Below are 16,753 nucleotides of genomic sequence, written 5' to 3'. Positions count from 1 at the left end.
GGCCCGGCTGCCGTCGCAGTCGGGCCCTGAGTCGCTGGTGGTGCTCAGTTCGCGGTCGCGTGCGACTTCTCCTCTTCGGAGAACACCTCGCGCAGCTTGTCCTCCTGCTCGTGGCTGAGGTTCGTCTCGACGAGGATCATCTGCTGGCCCTCGAAGGCCTCCCTCACCTTGTCGGTGACCGCGCCGGAGGAGAGGACGAACAGCGCCGAGGTCCCCGGCTGGATCTCGTCCCGCATCCGGCGGATGAAGGCGTCGTCGATGCCGACGTCGGTCATGCTGCCGGTCAGCGCCCCCATCCCGGCGCCGATCGCCATGCCCAGCAACGGCACGAAGAAGATCAGACCGAACAGCATCCCCCAGAACGCGCCCCCCAGGGCCCCGGCACCGGTCATGCTGGTGAGCTGGCGCGTCTTGGGCTTCTTCGCCCCTTCCGGGTAGGTGACGATGGCGGCGTCGTGGATCCGGATGAGCTCCTTCCGCTGAAGGGTCTTCAGCGTCTCCTCCGCTATCGCTGCGCCGTTCGCGGTCGGGAACTTCCAGACGGTCATGGTGGCCATCGATCTCTCCTTGGGTTGCGCGGCCGGAACCGTTCGGTCCGGGGTCATCGGGTCCGGGGTCAGGAGTTGAGGATCTGACTCTTCTGGAGCTCGAACTCGGCCTCGTCGAGGACGCCGGAGTCCCGCAGCTGGGCGAGCTCGCGCAGCTGGGCCAGCTTGGTGTTGGTGTCGGTGCGTTGCGGAGCCGGCTGGGCGTACTGCGGCTCGGGCGCGGCGGCGGCCTGCTGGCTCGCCCAGCGGTTGCCCTGGCGACGCGAGACGCGGTTGGACACGGCGGTGGCCGTTCCGGCGACAACGGCGGTGCGGGCCACCCCGCGGAGCAGTCCTGGCATGTCGACTCCTGTGTGGTCGGGGCAGCGCCGGTCCGCGGGCCGGCACTGCGGGGACGGGTCAGCTTCCGGTCGGAGTGGCCTCGCGTGCGCCGGGGTGCCAGAAGGCGGCGACGAGCAACAGCACGCCGAAGACGGCGATCTGCGCACCGAGGACGAGGGAGAGGACGAGCACGGTCGCCTCGGGCCAGAGGATCGCGAGCAGGCCGACGAACACGTTCACCGCGCCGGCGAGGGCGAGCCACCCCCAGCCGGGGATCTCGGCGCGACCGACCACGGCGATGCCGACCCGCGTCGCACCGTGGACGATGAGCGACAGGCCCGTGATGAGCGCCAGCGAGAAGAGGGTGATGCCGGGCCACACGATCGCGAGGACGCCGCCGAGCACCAGGACCGCACCCAGGACGAGCGAGCTCCACCGGCGCTGCTCCGCGCCGGCCCAGCCGACGGCGATCTCGAGCAGCCCTCCGACGACGAAGGAGAGACCGACCAGCAGCGCCAGGGTGCGCGCGGCGGCGACCGGCTGGAACAGCAGCACGATGCCCAGGACGACGGCGGCAAGGCCCAGCACGCCCACCAGGACGCGCACGCCGGTGTGCCTGCTCGGGGTCGAACCGGCGTAGTGGCTGGAGACGTTCGCGGTCATGCCGGCTCCTCCCCGGGCGGATCCATCGACGCCGACCCTGCCGCCCTCGGCCCCGGTCGACCTCATCCCCCGCGGATGACGCGGCCGCACGCCCCTGACCGGCACGGTCACGTCATGTCGATGCGTGTGGCCGCGGTAGCGACCGTGGTCGTCGGGGTGGGGCTCACCGCGTGCTCGTCGGACTCGGAATCGGGGACCTCCGCGGCGACCGCCACGACCCCCAGCGTGTGCGACTCCGCCGACGACCTGCGGACGTCGCTGGCCCAGCTGCGCGACGTCCAGGTGGTCCAGGAGGGCACCGGCGCACTGGAAGAGGCCTGGGCGACCGTCCAGGACGCCTGGGACCAGTTCGCGGACGCCGCCCGCACCGAGTACAGCGACGACGTCGACCGCGTGCAGGCCTCGGCCGACGGCGTCCAGGACGCGCTCGACGAGGCGCAGGACACCCCGTCCGCCGCCACGCTGAGCACGGCGGCCACCGCCACCGGGCTGTTCCTCCAGGATGCCGATGCCCTCGTGGACGAGACGGAGGCGACGTGCTGACCGTCGAACGCCCGGGACCTGCCCCCGAGGCCGCCACCACGCACGCGCGGCGACCGACCCCGAAGGAGCGGCGAGCCGCGGGCAAGGCCATCCGGGCGAGCGTGCCGCTCGCCGCGCACGCCGAGTTCTCCCGGACCCAGTCCTCGCCGGACCCGCTGACGCTGCTCGAGGAGCAGGCCGCCGACCGGCTCCCCGAGCTCGGGCCGATCCGGTACGGGCGCATGCTGCAGTCCCCGTTCGCCTTCTACCGCGGGGCCGCCCGGGTCATGGCTGCCGATCTCGCCGGCGCACCGCGGTCCGGCCTGACCGTGCAGATGTGCGGGGACGCGCACGTGTCCAACTTCGGCCTCTACGGGTCACCGGAACGACGGCTGGTGTTCGACGCCAACGACTTCGACGAGACCCTCCCGGGACCGTTCGAGCACGACGTCAAGCGGCTGGTCGCCAGCCTGGTGATCGCCGCGCGCGCCCAGGGTCTCGGCCGCAGGCAGCGACGCGTGCTCGCCGTGGCCGCCGGCGCCCGCTATCGGGAGGCGATGGCCCAGTTCGCCGGGCTCCGCGACATCGACGTGTGGTACTCGCACATCGACGCCGACGAGCTCCAGCTGAAGCTGGCCCCGCAGCTCGACGGCAAACCGCGCCGCCGGCTGGCGCGGGCGCTGGAGAAGGCGCGCTCCCGCGACACCCTCCAGGCCTTCGGCAAGCTCACCGAGGTGGTCGACGGCCGGCTGCGGATCCGCGCCGAACCGCCGCTGATCGTGCCGCTGCGGGACGTCCTCCCCCAGGCCGAGGAGCAGGACCTCGCCTCGGCGTTCCGCGGACTGATCCGGCAGTACCGGGGGTCCCTGCAGTCCGACCGCCGCACGCTGCTCGAGCGCTACTCGTTCGTCGACATGGCCCGCAAGGTCGTCGGCGTGGGCAGCGTCGGCACCCGCTGCTGGGTCGTCCTGCTGGTCGGCCGCGACGAGGACGACCCGTTGCTGCTGCAGGTCAAGGAGGCCTCGTCCTCGGTGCACGCGGAGTTCGTCGGCAGGAGCCGGTACACCAACCAGGGTCAGCGGGTCGTCGCCGGCCAGCGGCTGATGCAGCAAGCCACCGACATCTTCCTCGGCTGGCAGCGGACCACCGGCATCGACGGGATCCAGCGCGACTTCTACGTCCGGCAGCTGCGGGACTGGAAGGGCGCGATCGAGATCGAGGAGCTGCGTCCGGAGGGCCTGCAGAGCTACGGCGAGCTGTGCGCCTGGTGCCTCGCCCGAGCGCACGCGCGTTCCGGGGACCGCATCGCGATCTCCGGGTACCTCGGCTCCTCCGCGGGGTTCGAGGAGGCACTGGCCGACTTCGGGGAGACGTACGCCGACGCCAACGACGGCGACCACCGCCTCCTGGCCGAGGCCGTCGCCGCCGGTCGGGTGCAGGCGCACTCCGACCTCTGAGCGGCTCACCCGGCGCGGGTGACGCCGGTCCGGTCCCGCAGGGCGAGCATCCGGGCATGGACGCTGCCGCCCGAGACCGCCTGGAGCCGGAGCAGGGCGCCCCCGTCCCCGACCGGCGGGCCCTGCTCCTGGGCCTCGGCCGGACGTTGCTGACCGTCGTCGGCCTCCTCGTCCTCTACGGCACCCTGCCGCTCGACGGCCGGTTCGGCGCGCGGACCCTGCTCGCACTCGTCGCCGGCCTGCTGATCGTCGGTCTCCTCGTCGGGTGGCAGGTGCGCGCGATCCTGCGTTCCCGCCACCCCGCCATCCGGGCGGTGGAGGCGATCGCGCTGTCCCTCCCGCTGTTCCTGGTGCTCTTCGCCGCGGCGTACGTCGTCCTCGCGGGCACCGACCCGGACGCGTTCACCGAGCCGCTGAGCCGGATCGACAGCGTGTACTTCGTGGTCACGGTCTTCGCCACGGTCGGCTTCGGGGACATCTCGCCGGTCAGCGATGTCGCACGGGTCCTCACGTCGGTCCAGATGGTGGGTGACCTGGTGCTCATCGGACTGGTGCTCCGGGTCTTCCTCGCCGCGGTCGACCGACGCCGCCAGCGCCCGGAGGCGGACTCCGACGGCCTCCGCTGACCCGACGGGTCACGAGCCGAGGAGCTGGCCCTTCTCTCGACTGAACTCCTCGTCGGTCAGGACGCCGGCGTCGCGTGCCTCACCCAGCCGCACGAGCAGGTTGAGCCGGTCGTTGAGGGCCGAGACCGCCTCCGGCGTCAACGCGGTCCGCACCGGCGGCTCCGGAGCGGGCGCCGGGGGCGCCACCGTGTCGACCATGGTGAGGACCGACCCGTCCCTCGGGCTGCCGTCCGAGGACGGTGCCGCGACGGCGCGCGGGGACGGGACCGGGGACGCGACCACCGCCGACGGCACGGCAGAGGGGGTGCCGGGTGCGGCTGCGGACGTGGGCTCCGGCTCGCCGGTGACCGGCTCGGGGGCCCGGTTCTGCAGCCACTCCAGCGCGCCGAGGTAGAGGGCGACCAGCGCGGCGATCCAGATCAGCACCGACAGCGTCGGCTCGGGCCAGAAGAGCAGCACGACCGCGCCGATCACGATCCCGGTCCACCGGGCCGGGCCGAGGTGTGCGCGGACCTGCGCGCCGAGGCGGGCACTGCGCCGTGGCAGCTCCAGCCCGTCGGCGAAGGCCTGCGTCCACGCGGCGACCCGCCGGGTCCAGGGCTCCTCGGCGGCGGCGGCAGCGGGCTGGTCCGGCGTCCCGCCCTCGGCCGCGAGCGCCCGCGCAGCCTGGGCGTCCGCGCGCCGGCGTCGCAGCTGCGCCTGGGCCGACGCGATCCCGCTCCGCACGCCGGCCACGACGCCGAGCCGGCCCCACACCAGGGTCAGCACGAGCACCAGGAGCACGGCGGCCAGCAGCCACAGCGTCCAGGAGCGCAGGCTGCCGGCCACGACGTCGTAGATCGCGCCGACGGCGTCCCGGTTCTGCGGGCGCACCTGCGGGAGGAGCAGCCCTCGGGTCACCCGGAGGGCGGCGAGCACCAGCAGGGTGAGCACCGTGGCGGTCACCGCCCACGCGCGCAGGGTGCGGCGACGCCGGCGGGAGATGCCGAGGGCGCCGGCGAGCGTGCCCAGGGCGATCAGCCCGAGCCACCACCACACCGACCTCAGCAGGTCGATCGCCGTGTACAGCTGCGGCGCGTCGGCCGGGGTCACGATCGTCACGCCCACGTCGTCCGGCAGCAGGTCCAGCACCTGGCCGGCGATGCCGTCCTGGGCCGCGGCGGGCACCAGGTCCTTCGCCTGCCCGAGGGTGAACTGCACCGGCTCCCCGCCGACGAGCTGGTCGTGGGCGGAGGTCATCGCGGCGGTCGTGAGCGGCCGGAACGGGTCGTTGGACAGCAGCCGCTGCACGCCCGCCGAGATCAGTGACCGGATGCCGTTCTCCACGGTCGGCCGGAACTGCTGCAGCCGCTCCGGCAGCACCGTCACGGCCTCGTCGATGGCGTCCTGCACCTGCGGCTGGGCCATCACGGTCTCGGTCACGCGCTCGGTGATGCGGGTCTCGACCTCTGGCAGGTCGACCATGGTCTCGACGTTGGTCACGAACGTCTCGGTGTCGACGACGTTCTGGCGCGTCCAGAGCGACACGCTGGCCAGGAGCAGCGTGAGAGCGCTCACCAGGATCAGCAGGCCGGTGACGAAGCGGCGCATCGGCTCTTCCTTCCCGCAGCAGGCGGGCGGGGCGCCCGGTCGACAGGGATGAGGCTGGTCCCGGGGGGCGCGCCGCTCATCACCCATCGGGGATGATGACCACGAGGGGTCGGCGCACGGCCGGCGGGCGGCCGGGCGATCTCCCTCGGCCAGCAGAGCGGCGACTCCCCGCAGGCGTGCACGCACGTGGCCCTCGTCGACGCCACGGTCACCCGCGATGCGGCGCTCGACGGACCCGGCCCCCGCTGCCCATCGCGGCGTCGTCCGCACGGGATGAGGACCGACGGCGCGGCCTCTCCCGAGGCTGGGCACCGTAAGCCCCCGCCCGCTCAGGAGGAGCCATGACACAGACCACCCCGGACAACGCACTCGGCCGCATCGCGCAAGGCGAGGCCCCGGTCCTCGAGACGCTCCTGGCGATGAACCTGGACGCGCTGGAGCGCTCGGGGCTCGACGACGAGACCTACCTGCTCGTCCGGCTGGCCGCCCTCGTGGCCATGGACGCCCCACCGGTCTCCTACCTGATCACCCTCGGCGTCGCCGAGGAGGCCGGGCTGACCGTCGAGAAGGCGCAGGCCGTCCTGGTCGCGATCGCCCCCGTCGTCGGCAGTGCCCGGGTGACCGCGGCGGCCGGCGCCATCGTGCGCGGGGTGCTGGGGGCGGCTGCGCTCACCGAGTCGGGCCTCCCGGAGTAGCGCACCGGGTGAGGCGAACCCTCTCGCCCCGGCGCCGGCTCAGAGAGCGGGTTCTCGGGACGCAGGCCGCGGGGCGGGGCCCCTCAGCGCTCGTCCAGCTCCCAGCCGTGGACCGTCAGCGCGTAGAGGGCCACGACGGCCAGCGCGATCATGATCGTCGACCACACGGGCGAGGCACCCAGGAAGCCGAGGTTCACGACCGCGCTGACGCCCGCGACGACGATGGCCGTCCGCCGGGCCCACCGGTGGCCGCCCCACAGGATCCCGGCACCGGCGGCGAGCGCGAGCAGCCCGCCCAGCAGGTGCGCCCACCCCCATGGGGCGTACCCCTGGATGACGAACAGCTCGTTGGTCCGGTAGGTGAAGTACTCGTCGCCCAGCAGGGCGACCACTCCCAGCAGTGCCCAGACCATGCCCAGTACCGCCATCACGCCTGCGCCGAAGTACCCACGGTCCTGCCACGCCGGCGACGGCCTCCGCGCCGTGGCCGGTGAGCCGCGTGAGGCCTGGGACATGACCTGTCCTCCAGAGACGACGGACGGGTTCGGGCCGGCCGGACGCCGCGTCGCGGGCCGTCCGGCCGGAGGTCAGGCGCGTCCCGCCGGCACCATGTGGCGGTACTCCTCGGGCGTGATGGCACCGCTCTCCAGCAGTCCGCGGGCCTTCGCGAGCTGCTCGGCCTCCGCGCCGGCCGCCACGGACCGGACGTAGGCATCGGTCGCGGCCCGCTGCTGCTCGATCGCGCTCGCGGACCGCTCGACCATCCCCCGGCCCTGTCCGATCAGGTAGATGAACACCCCGAGGAAGGGCAGGACGAGGGTGAGGACGACCCAGCCGGCCTTCGACCAGCCGCCGATGTCGCGACGCGTGAACAGGTCCCCGTAGACGCGGAACAGCAGCATGAACCACAGGACCCAGCTGAAGATGATCAACGAGGTCCAGAACAGGTCGAGCAGGGGCATCGTTCCTCCTCGGAAGAGGGAGCTGTGGCAGATCGTGGCCACAGCGTCCCGTCGGCTCATCACCCCGACGGGGTGACGAGGTGCTCAGTCGCCGCGTTCCCGCGGCGCGTCGGGCAGCCTGGACAGGGCGGCCGTCAGGAAGGGGCCGACGAGGCGGTCGGCACTGTCGGCGCCGACGGCGATCTCCAGCTCACCGGCGTCCCTCAGGGTGAACCGCAGGGCGACCGGGTGCGCCCCCAGGCCACGGACCTCTCCCGGCTCGAGGGCCCGGACGGTCACGTCCCCGGCAACGCCGACAGGGAGCGGGTCCAGCCACAGCCGCAGCGCGCCGGCCCGGATCAGCAGCACGTCGCCGACCCAGGTGGCCCGTGTGCGCCGCAGGCGCCACCGCGCGCGGTCCCGGCGCCAGCCGGCGGCCGGCGGTCCGACGCGACAGGGGAAGGACGGCAGGCGGCGGGCGTAGCGGACCCTCCCCCACACCGTCAGGACGGCGAGGGTCAGCAGCACGGACGCGGCAGACCCGATGAGCACGGTCACCCCGGACGCCGCCAGGACGGGGGACACCGTCGCTCACGGGGAGCCGGTGTCGGACGGCTCCGGTCCCGCGGTGCGGACCTCCAACAGGTCCAGTCCCAGGCTGCGCAGCCGTTGCAACATGCCGTGCAGCCCCGGTTGGTCGGTCGGTTCCGTCCGCAGGATGGTCAGTGGCGGTTCCTCGCCGAAGTCCTCCGCGCCGATCTCCTCGAGCAGTTCGGCCGAGACTGGTCCACGCACCCGAAGCTCGTACACCTGACGTCCCATTCTGCGCGCTCCCTAGTGATCGGTGCGGGCTCGTGATCGGTGCGGGCACCATTCCGCAGGGCCCTGCCCCGAAGCCGCTCCGCCGGCCGAACCGCCGGGACGTCCGGCCCCGGGACGGTAGGCGGGTCCGATTCGATGGGCGGAGCCTCGTCCACCCCGGCGTCGGCGGCCTCCTCCAGCCCGGATGAGGCGAGCCTCTGGTCGCTCGACGGGCGTCGGCCACCGGTCGGCGGCAGGTGGTCGTCCCACCTCCGGTCCGGACCGGGCGTCCGGCCCCGCGCCGTCGGCATCACCGCCGGCCGGGCGCTGCGGCGGGACCCAGTCATCCAGGCGGGACGATGGTCGCCGGCCGGCTGGTCCTCATCCTGAGCAGGACGCATCTCTCACGGAGGTAGACCATGACCACGGCCGCTGACGACTACCCGCTCGTCGACCTGATGTGGACGTTCGTCCTCTTCTTCGCGTTGATGGTCTACTTCTGGCTGATCATCACGGTCTTCGGAGACCTGTTCCGACGACACGACCTCTCCGGCTGGGCCAAGGCCGGCTGGATCGTCTTCGTCCTCGTGGTGCCGTTGATCGGCTCGCTCACGTACCTCGTTTCGCAGGGACGCTCCATGGGCGACCGCGACGTCCGGCAGGTCCAGCAGGCGAAGCAGCAGACGGACGCCTACATCCGGTCGGTGGCTGCCCCTGGCTTCCACGGTGTCGACGAGATCGCCCGCGCGAAGGAGCTGCTCGACAAGGGCGCCATCAGCGAGGAGGAGTTCCAGCAGCTCAAGCGGCGCGTCCTCGTCTGAGCCCGGGGCCCACCACCCTGGCCCATGATCCAGCCGCGGACGGAGGGCCGCAGGATGACCGCACCACGGGACACCCTCTTCCGCCGGTCGCTGCGCCGGTTGACGCTCGGCTCCGGGCCGCTCAAGCGCCGCTCGGACCGGATCGAGGTGATCGGCCGGCTCGCCGTCGTCCTGTCGTTCCTCGTCGCCCCGCTGCTGGCCGTGGTCGCGTCGACCGCGACGACGGCGCACCTCCAGGCGGCCGCGGCCGCCCAGGCCGCGGAGCGCTCTCGCACCCACGCCGTCGTGCTGGTGGACGCTCCGGGACCGTTGCGGCCCGGGGGTGACGCCTACGGTGTCCCCTCGACCGACGACCCCTCGCCATCGGTGGTCCCGGTACGGGCCGCATGGTCAGCGCCCGGTGGGATCTCCCGGGAGGGCGTCGTGCTGGTGGAGCCCCGCACGCCGGTCGGCACGGCGGTGCCGGTGTGGGTCGACGGGGAGGGGCGCCTCACCTCGGCACCGCTCGACCAGGCGAGCATCTCGGTGTCGGCGACCGCGATGGGTCTGTTGCCGCTGATCGGCGTCCCCCTGGCGACCTGGACCCTCCACGTCTTCCTCACGATCGCCCTGGACAACCGCCGGGAGCGCGCGTGGGAGGACGAGTGGGCCGCGGTCGAGCCGGACTGGAACTCCCGGCTCCTCTAGGAGCCTGCGGGATGAGGGGCAGGGCGCCTCGTGGCAGTCTTCGCTGCAGTGCGGTCAGCAGCCAGGGGTGCGACAGAGAGGTCGCCCTGCCCGCGGCTCACGGTGGTGCGGCGGGTGGCGTGAGTCACGTGTTCAGCGCCCAGCGTCCGTCGGTGCCTGTCAGGCCGGGGATGAGCAGTCTGCGAAGGTCGGGCGCAGCGACCCGCGGGTGCAGCCAGGCGTCGTTGTCTGCCACTCCACGGTAGGACTCGCCGGTGGCCGCGGGTGAGCCAGGCGATGCTGCGTTCGTCCATCCTCCGGGTCGGGCACGTACTCGACGTCCTGCCCGTCGACCAGGGCCGCCCGGGCGGCCTCGTCCCAGGCGATCCGCGGCTTGCCGGTGAGAAGTAGTCGTGCCCCGCGGCGGTGCCCGCCGCGGTCGCGACCAGCTCGGCGCCGCCGGGTTGCGACCGACCCGGCGGATCGCCGCGTCAGCTGGGTGACGGAGTCCTGGGTGGCCATCGCGTCCTCCAGCACCGTGAGGTCCAGCGCCCGCCGCGTTCGCACCGACAGGTCACCGGTGGGGGCCACGACCTCCCGGACCGCGTCGAGGATCCGCTGCGGCCGCCTCGAGGCGGCCAGCCGGCGTCGCCAGTAGGTCAGCACCGTGGGATGGACCCGGCCGTGGCCACCGGCAGCCCGCAGGCGGCCCCGTTTCACCGCAGAGTGGTCATCGATCAGGGAGTGGTCGTAGCCGTCGCCGACTTCGGTGGCCCGGTCGTGGCTGGCGCTCCCGGCGCCGCAGCCGGTGCGCGCGCCGGCCACCACCATCGGGGATGCGCGGTCCGAGCAGCGGTGGGGAACCGACCTTGACCGAGCTCGTCGGGTCGACGTCCGGACCGCGCGTGGAGCGCACCTGCTGAGGGCGCCCCGTTCCACGCGGCCGGGAGATCTGCTCTCGGCCGATGCCGCATGGCTCCACGGGCACCGCCCGGCCGGCCCCAGCACACAGGGCGAGCCGGACGGCGCCCGGTCCGATCCGGAGGAGGGGCGGGGAGTGCCCGTGCCGTGGCCGGCGTCAGCCGACCGGTGCCCCCGGCGGAGAGGCGGGCACCGAGCCCACCGACTCCTCGGCCTCGACGGCGTCGAGGGCCGCGACGAGTGCCTGCACCGGGATGTGACCCGAGGCCACGAGCTGACCGCCGGAGCGGCGGAGCGCGGCGGCGAACGGGGTCGCCCAGACGTTCTCGTAGATGAGCACGCCGGCCGCCGTGCCGGGGTCGAGCGCCGCAGCGGCCTCGGCGACGTCGTCGGGCCCGAGAAGACCCGACGCCGCGCCGTCGAACAGCGCCGCCTCCAGGACCTTCATCTGGTCCAGGTCGACCTGGGTGAGCGTCGTGACGACGCCGTCGTGGTCCTTGCGCAGGAACACGAGGTCGAGGATGCGGATGATCCCCCGGTCGACCAGGTCGACCAGCAGGGGAAAGGCCTCACCCGTCATGCGGTCGGTCGGGAACGCCACCACGATGTAGTCGATCGGGCCCATCTGGTCGAGGTCGGAGGGCTGCTGTTCGAGGTCTACGGTCATGTCTCCCCCAGCTGACGAGGAACGGGAGCGGACGCCGCCCACCGTTCTGGAACCTGCGGACGGCGCACGTCACCCGCGGCGGACGATCCGGCTTCCACCGAGGCCACCGCGGCGGCCCGGGCGCACACGACGACACCTGCACTGCCGTGCACGGCCCGGGCGGGTGTCGCTCGTCGTCGACCGCCGATCACCGGGGACGACCGGTCCATGAGGAGGTGGCAGCGGTCTGGGTCACCGCCTGACGTCCCGCCCGTGGACCACGATCGCGTAGATCACGATCACATCGATGGTGATCATGATGGCCGACCACAACGGGTAGGCCGAGATGAACGTCATGTTCACCAGCGCGCTCAGGCAGGCGATCACGACGCCCACCACGCGGGCCACCATGTTCCCCGCGAGGAGTCCCAGCCCGGTGAGGACCCCGACGATGCCGATCGTCGTGTGGATCCAGCCCCAGGTGTTGTAGTCCACGTCGACGATGAGGCCCGCTGATGTGACCGCGTAGAAGCCGTCGTCGAACAGGGCCACGAGCCCTTCGATGATCTGGAAGGCGCCCAGCATGATCAACATGACGCCACCGAAGACCACCCAGCCGGCCCAACCCGACGTCGGTTCGCCGTAGGGGACGGCGGTCTCCGTGGATCTGCGATGCGAGGTGTCCGTCATCTGCCTGCCCTCCGAGGTCCGAGCCTGGCTCCGGCCGCCCCTGATCTGGAGACGGTCGGGCGAGGTCCTGATGGTGTGCGTCGACAGCGTGGGGACCCGGGCGGCCACCCCGCATCGTCCGCCCCGCATGAGACCGAGGACGACGGCGGGACCGAACTCTCCCCCAGGCGGGAGGATCCGCCGCGACGTCCTGCGGTGTGGGCTGCCCCCGCGGCCCGGGACTGCTCGATCGGTAACGACGTCCCCGCGCGCGAGGACGGAGGTCTGCGCATGCCGTCGGCCGGTTCCGACTCGCGAGCAGGTGATGACGCCTCAGCGGAGGCGCGACCGCGCCTGACCCGGGCCCGGGCGCGCGCGACCGGCGTCGCGCAGCGAGGCCGGCAGCGGGCGGCGGCCGCGGCCGAGCGCGCGCGGTCCGGGACCGTCGGCTCCGTGCGGGTCCGGATGCGCGATCTCCGGACGAGTCACCACGCCCTCGTCTTCAGCGCGCTGGGCATGGTCCTCTTCGTCCCGGCGATGATCACCTTGGCCACTGTGCTGCCGCTCGGCAGCGACCACGGTCTCGCCGACCGGATGGCCCACCACATGGCGCTGTCCGCGGAGGCCAGGGCGTCCGTCCGGGAGCTCTTCGCCACCGACGACACCGTCCGCACGGCGACCTCGGCCTTGGGCACCGTCGTCACAGTGCTCGCCGCCTACGCCTGGCCGGCCGAACTGCAGCGGTTCTACGCAGCCGTCTGGGAGCTGCCCGACCTGGGCTGGCGACACCTGTGGCGACCGCTGGTGTGGCTGGGCTCGCTCCTGGCGGTCCTGGCCACGGTGGCGGCCGTGGGCAGCCTCGCCGGCGGGGTCGCGGGCGCGCTCCTGACCGCCGTGCTGTGCTCACCGCTCGTCGTCCTGTGGGTCTGGTGGATGCAGCGGTTCCTGCTCGCCGGGCGCGTGGGCTGGGCAGCGCTGCTGCCGGGCGCGCTCGTGACCGCCGGCGGCCTGGCCGCGGTCAGCGTGGCGACGAGCGTCTACCTGTCGCGCGCGGTCGTCTTCAACGCCGAGCGGTACGGGCCCATCGGCGTCGTCTTCGTGCTGATGTCCTGGCTGACCTGGTTCAGCGTCGTGCTGCTCGGAGGTGCCGTGGTCGGCCACCTCCTGCACCTCCGGCGGATCGGCTCATCGGGCTGAGCAGTCCCTGGGGGGCCGGGCCCCCGTCCTCGGGACGAGCACCGGCCCCCGGCGTGGTGTCGTCCGCCGACCGGCCGTGCTCGGTCTCCGCCCGGAAGGGGACGACGACGCCGTCCTCGGCCGGGGTGGAGTCTCCGGTGTGCTGGTGGCACTCCCCCTCCGGGATCGGCGCCGGACCCCGGCCCCGGCGTGGTGGTTCGGGGCACCGGCGGATCTCCAGGACCTCCACGTCGCCCTCGATCAGCCGGTCGAGCACGTGGGAGAGGTCACGGTCGGCGGGGACACGGAACCGGTACAGCGTCTGGCGCGGCACCGCGGTCGATGTCACGGGGACCCGGAAGGTGGCGCACGCCGCATTGCTCACGAGCGTTCCCACACGGACCTCGTATCGGGTGGAAGCCGCCTCCATCACTACCGCCCCTCCATGACGTCTGCCCTCCATGCCATGTGCACCGACGTGAGGCCTCTGCCTGAGGTGGGTCCTCGGCCGGGACCTCTCCTGTTGGTCGTTCCGCTCGCGACGCTCCCGGGTGGGACGGAGCCGGGCCTCATCCGCAGCGCACGAGGCCGGCGGCGCCCCTCAGAGGAGGCCGTGCTCGCGCGCCTTCCGGACCGCCTGGTTGCGCCGGCTCACGGCGAGCTTGCGCAGGATGCTGCGGATGTGTGTGCGCACCGTGTTCACCGAGACGAACATCGTGGCCGCGATCTCGGCGGTGGAGAGCATCTCCGCCAGATGGCGGAGGACCTCCAACTCGCGCTCGCTCAGCTCCTGCACCACCTCGGACGCCGCCGGCGCCGCGGCCCTCTCGCCGGCACCGACCGGCTGCGCCCCGCTCGACGGGTTGAGCCACGCGCCGGGCGCCTGCAGCCGGGGGTGGGTGCGCAGCAGGCGGCGCGCCTGGGGCGGCGTGTCGACGAACGGCCAGCGGAGGAGCTCGGGGCGGGCACGTTCGAGTGCCACCGCGAGCTCCTCGGCCGCGGCGGTCACGAGACCGCGCTCCAGGAGCTGGCAAGCCCGGACCACCGTCGACTCCACCATCTCCGCGGCCGACCCTCCGGGCTGCTCGCCGAGCGGCACGTCGATCGCTGACGTCCCGGCGGCGAGGCTCACCGACGCCTGCAGGCGCCGGCTCCACGGCTCGTCGCGGCCCCGGTCCCGCAGCATGGCCAGTCCGTCCTGCACGTGCCCGCGTGCCATCGCCAGCCGCACCACCTCGGTGACCACCTGCTCCGCGACCCAGCGCGGCAGGGGCGGACCCTCCAGGTGGGGACGCAGCACCTGCTCCGCCAGCTCGTACTCGTGCCGCAGCCGGAAGTGCTGACCCTGCAGCACGGCTTGCAGCGCGCCGTGCCCGATCGCATCGGGGTGGGCGGCCCGTTCCCGCGCCCGGGCCCGTCCCAGCCACTCCCGCGCCTCGACCAGCGCGTAGCGGCGGAGGTGGACCCAGGCCAGCGCCGTCGCGGCGGCCGGGTCGAGCGCGGACTCGTCCGCGCCCTCCTCGGCGGCGAGCGCCTCTGCCTCCAGGGCGAGCCGGGCGGCCCGGGTGAGGTGCCCCTCGAGCGCCTCGAGGAGCGCGAGGTTGCCGACCGCACGGCACCGGAGCCGGCGCGCGCCGGCAGTGTGCGCCGCGGCCGCCGCCGCACGCAGCACGGGCAGCAGCTGGCGGGTGGGGGCATTGGTCCCGAGGACGGCGAGCGAGCGCAGGTGGCTCAGCACCGCCATGGCCTCGTTGCGCGCCCGTTGCTGGTGGTCCGGGAGCTCGGCGACCAGGGCGGCAGCGGCGTCGAGACGGGTGAGGAACGCCGTGGACGCGCCGTCCGTCCCTGCGCCGTCCGTCCCCGCACTGTCCGTCCCTGCACCGGCGGCCAGGCAGGCGAGGGTGGCCGAGATGCGCAGCGGCAGCCGGTTGCCGTCGTCCTGCGCGCCCATCGACACGGCGAGGTCGGACGGTGCCGGGTGGTCGCCTCCGGCGAGGGCGGCGACCACCCGGATGACCGCGGCTTCGGCGCCGCGCAGACCGGGCGGGAGCGACTGCAGCCCGCGCATGGCCGTGTCCGTGCCGTGCGCCAGCAGGCGCGGGACGAGGAGGTCGTCGATGAGCAGGCGAGTGGCGAAGCCCCAGTCCTCCGCGGCGACGGCGTGTCCCACCGCCCCCTGCGTCCGGCCGGCCGCCGCGTACCACGCGGCACACGTCCGGTGCAGCCCGGCGAGCTCTCCCGGGTGCTCGTAGGCGAGCTGGGCCTGCAGCATCTCCCGGAACAAGGGGTGCACGCGGAAGCCGCCGGGGGAACCCGGGGACTCCTCGACGAAGGCGTTCGCCCGCGCCAGCCCCGCGAGAACGCGCCGGGTGTTGCGGCGGCCAGTGAGCTGATCCACCAGGTCGGGCCACAGCTCCGGGGTCACGCTCGTGCGGAGCAGGACACGCCGGACGCTGGCCGCTTGACCCTCCAGGACCTCCGCGAACAGGTACTGCGCCACGCTGCCGTCGTCGTGCGCCAGCGACGTGACCAACCGCTCGGGTGGCACGCCCTGCTTGAGGGGGGCAGCGGCGAGCCGGAGGCCGACCGCCCAGCCCTCCGCCTCCGCACACAGGTCCCGCGCGACCTCCGCCGTCACCGAGACGCCCATCGCGGCGAGCAGGGTGCGGGTCTCCTCCGGAGTGAAGCTCAGCTGGTCACTGCGGATCTCCGACAGCGTGCCGGCGAGCCGGTACCGGTGCAGAGGGAGCAGCGGGTCGGCCCGCGTGCACACCACCAGCCGGAGCCGGCTGCCCGCGCGTTGCAGGAGCAGGTCGAGGCCGGCGGCGATGGACCGGTCGGTGATGTGGTCGCCGTCGTCGAGGACCAGCACGATCGGGCGGGGGCACGCGGCGATGTCCGCCACCAGGCGCGGGATCAAGGAGGCGGCCGGCGGCTTCCCCGGGATCAGCGCAGCGACCTCGGTCAACCGCACGCCGCCGCGGGCCAGGGCCTCGACCACGTAGCTCCAGAACGTGGCCGGGTCGTCGTCGTACTCGTCCAGCGCCACCCATGCGATCGGCCGTCCGGCCCCCTGGCTCTGACGCCACGAGGACGCGAGGACGGTCTTGCCCGAACCCGCGGGACCGCTGATGAGGGTGAGCGGGGACCGCTGCACCTCCCGTGTCAGCAGGTCCAGCAGGCGCCGGCGGAGCACGGTCGCGTGGGCCGGCTCGGGCGGCGCGAGCTTCGACGCCAGCAGCGCCAGGCCCTGCTGTTCGGCCGGCCCAGCCGGCTCTGCCATCGGGTCGGGAGCTCCCGCGGTCGACAGCCTCGTCACACGCACCCCCCGAGCTGCTCAGGAATCGCGTCCGTCCCGTTCCGTCCGCGGCCAGCTCGTGCCTCGGACTGCTGACCACCAGCGTCGCGAACGGCGATCGCTGCGGTCGGGGTCGGACGTCACGCGGTCGGGGTCGATTCGTCACGGCGCGGATCTGCTCCGCCGGGGCCACGTCGGCCCATCCGCGAGCATGGCCCGACCACCCCGGTGACCATCTCACCCATACCGGATGAGGGAGCCTCGCCTCCGCTTCACGATGCTGACGGCTCCGACGGACCAGGAGGCCGCATGAGTGGGGCAGCGGACGGCGGTCCACAGTGGCCGTGAATCGTGTGCACCCACCCCCGGGTGGGACCCGACGAGCCGGCCCG

18 protein-coding genes and 1 pseudogene are annotated in these 16,753 nt (G+C 73.5%); 7 read left to right on the top strand and 12 right to left on the bottom strand.

Going from position 1 to position 16,753, the window contains the following annotated elements; genetic code table 11:
* Positions 1 to 44 precede the first annotated feature (44 nt).
* The 3 genes from MY520_RS18470 to MY520_RS18460 are packed head-to-tail and all read right to left on the bottom strand — an operon-like array spanning position 45 to position 1,532.
* Positions 45 to 557 carry a DUF1269 domain-containing protein gene (locus MY520_RS18470; protein WP_436694023.1) on the bottom strand — a complete coding sequence of 171 codons (513 nt, stop codon included), beginning with the start codon at positions 555 to 557 and terminating at the stop codon, positions 45 to 47.
* 59 nt (positions 558 to 616) lie between these two features.
* Positions 617 to 889 (bottom strand): SHOCT domain-containing protein, encoded by a 273-nt coding sequence (locus MY520_RS18465; protein ID WP_436694022.1) that lies wholly within the window; start codon positions 887 to 889, stop codon positions 617 to 619.
* A 58-nt stretch (positions 890 to 947) separates the two neighbouring features.
* Positions 948 to 1,532, bottom strand: coding sequence for an HdeD family acid-resistance protein (locus MY520_RS18460; protein ID WP_436694021.1), 585 nt, complete (start codon positions 1,530 to 1,532; stop codon positions 948 to 950).
* A 114-nt stretch (positions 1,533 to 1,646) separates the two neighbouring features.
* Between MY520_RS18460 and MY520_RS18455 the strand changes: the two genes are divergently transcribed.
* From MY520_RS18455 to MY520_RS18445, 3 genes are read left to right on the top strand one after another with little or no spacing between them, the layout of a single operon-like run.
* Positions 1,647 to 2,075: a hypothetical protein gene (locus MY520_RS18455; RefSeq protein ID WP_436694020.1), complete on the top strand. Its 429-nt coding sequence runs from the start codon at positions 1,647 to 1,649 to the stop codon at positions 2,073 to 2,075.
* Positions 2,069 to 3,511 carry a DUF2252 domain-containing protein gene (locus MY520_RS18450; RefSeq protein WP_436694019.1) on the top strand — a complete coding sequence of 481 codons (1,443 nt, stop codon included), beginning with the start codon at positions 2,069 to 2,071 and terminating at the stop codon, positions 3,509 to 3,511. The genes MY520_RS18455 and MY520_RS18450 overlap by 7 nt, the downstream gene beginning before the upstream one ends.
* A gap of 56 nt (positions 3,512 to 3,567) precedes the next feature.
* Positions 3,568 to 4,137: a potassium channel family protein gene (locus MY520_RS18445; RefSeq protein WP_436694018.1), complete on the top strand. Its 570-nt coding sequence runs from the start codon at positions 3,568 to 3,570 to the stop codon at positions 4,135 to 4,137.
* A 9-nt stretch (positions 4,138 to 4,146) separates the two neighbouring features.
* Here MY520_RS18445 and MY520_RS18440 read toward each other — a convergent pair whose 3' ends face one another.
* A complete protein-coding gene (locus MY520_RS18440) occupies positions 4,147 to 5,727 on the bottom strand; it encodes a hypothetical protein (protein ID WP_436694017.1) in 1,581 nt (526 codons plus the stop codon).
* Positions 5,728 to 6,068: 341 nt separating this feature from the next.
* Here MY520_RS18440 and MY520_RS18435 point away from each other — a divergent pair, with 341 nt between their 5' ends.
* Positions 6,069 to 6,422 (top strand): carboxymuconolactone decarboxylase family protein, encoded by a 354-nt coding sequence (locus MY520_RS18435; protein WP_436694016.1) that lies wholly within the window; start codon positions 6,069 to 6,071, stop codon positions 6,420 to 6,422.
* 83 nt (positions 6,423 to 6,505) lie between these two features.
* On the opposite strand, the gene MY520_RS18430 is transcribed toward MY520_RS18435, so the two are convergent.
* The 4 genes from MY520_RS18430 to MY520_RS18415 all read right to left on the bottom strand — a co-directional run bounded on the left by MY520_RS18430 (position 6,506) and on the right by MY520_RS18415 (position 8,158).
* On the bottom strand, positions 6,506 to 6,937 hold the full coding sequence (locus MY520_RS18430; protein WP_436694015.1) for a DUF7144 family membrane protein: 432 nt from the start codon (positions 6,935 to 6,937) through the stop codon (positions 6,506 to 6,508).
* A gap of 72 nt (positions 6,938 to 7,009) precedes the next feature.
* A complete protein-coding gene (locus MY520_RS18425) occupies positions 7,010 to 7,384 on the bottom strand; it encodes a PLD nuclease N-terminal domain-containing protein (RefSeq protein ID WP_436694014.1) in 375 nt (124 codons plus the stop codon).
* An 84-nt stretch (positions 7,385 to 7,468) separates the two neighbouring features.
* Complete coding sequence (locus MY520_RS18420) at positions 7,469 to 7,948, bottom strand: hypothetical protein (protein ID WP_436694013.1); 480 nt, start codon at positions 7,946 to 7,948, stop codon at positions 7,469 to 7,471.
* 6 nt (positions 7,949 to 7,954) lie between these two features.
* Positions 7,955 to 8,158: a hypothetical protein gene (locus tag MY520_RS18415; protein ID WP_436694012.1), complete on the bottom strand. Its 204-nt coding sequence runs from the start codon at positions 8,156 to 8,158 to the stop codon at positions 7,955 to 7,957.
* A 425-nt stretch (positions 8,159 to 8,583) separates the two neighbouring features.
* Here MY520_RS18415 and MY520_RS18410 point away from each other — a divergent pair, with 425 nt between their 5' ends.
* A complete protein-coding gene (locus tag MY520_RS18410) occupies positions 8,584 to 8,985 on the top strand; it encodes an SHOCT domain-containing protein (RefSeq protein WP_436694011.1) in 402 nt (133 codons plus the stop codon).
* Between the two features lie 54 nt (positions 8,986 to 9,039).
* On the top strand, positions 9,040 to 9,672 hold the full coding sequence (locus MY520_RS18405; RefSeq protein ID WP_436694010.1) for an Rv1733c family protein: 633 nt from the start codon (positions 9,040 to 9,042) through the stop codon (positions 9,670 to 9,672).
* A 324-nt stretch (positions 9,673 to 9,996) separates the two neighbouring features.
* On the opposite strand, the pseudogene MY520_RS18400 reads toward MY520_RS18405, so the two are convergent.
* The 3 genes and pseudogenes from MY520_RS18400 to MY520_RS18390 all read right to left on the bottom strand — a co-directional run.
* Positions 9,997 to 10,361 (bottom strand): annotated as a pseudogene (locus MY520_RS18400) (IS5/IS1182 family transposase); the annotation flags it as partial.
* Between the two features lie 368 nt (positions 10,362 to 10,729).
* On the bottom strand, positions 10,730 to 11,239 hold the full coding sequence (locus MY520_RS18395) for a DUF6325 family protein (RefSeq protein ID WP_436694009.1): 510 nt from the start codon (positions 11,237 to 11,239) through the stop codon (positions 10,730 to 10,732).
* Between the two features lie 231 nt (positions 11,240 to 11,470).
* A complete protein-coding gene (locus tag MY520_RS18390) occupies positions 11,471 to 11,908 on the bottom strand; it encodes a DUF7144 family membrane protein (RefSeq protein WP_436694034.1) in 438 nt (145 codons plus the stop codon).
* A gap of 432 nt (positions 11,909 to 12,340) precedes the next feature.
* Here MY520_RS18390 and MY520_RS18385 point away from each other — a divergent pair, with 432 nt between their 5' ends.
* Positions 12,341 to 13,084: a YhjD/YihY/BrkB family envelope integrity protein gene (locus MY520_RS18385; protein ID WP_436694008.1), complete on the top strand. Its 744-nt coding sequence runs from the start codon at positions 12,341 to 12,343 to the stop codon at positions 13,082 to 13,084.
* Positions 13,085 to 13,664: 580 nt separating this feature from the next.
* Here MY520_RS18385 and MY520_RS18380 read toward each other — a convergent pair.
* A complete protein-coding gene (locus tag MY520_RS18380) occupies positions 13,665 to 16,346 on the bottom strand; it encodes a LuxR C-terminal-related transcriptional regulator (protein WP_436694007.1) in 2,682 nt (893 codons plus the stop codon).
* Positions 16,347 to 16,753 lie beyond the last annotated feature (407 nt).

Source organism: Geodermatophilus sp. CPCC 205506 (assembly GCF_051383635.1).
In the GTDB taxonomy this organism is placed as follows: domain Bacteria; phylum Actinomycetota; class Actinomycetes; order Mycobacteriales; family Geodermatophilaceae; genus Geodermatophilus.
This window is presented reverse-complemented; position numbering and strand designations above follow the sequence as displayed.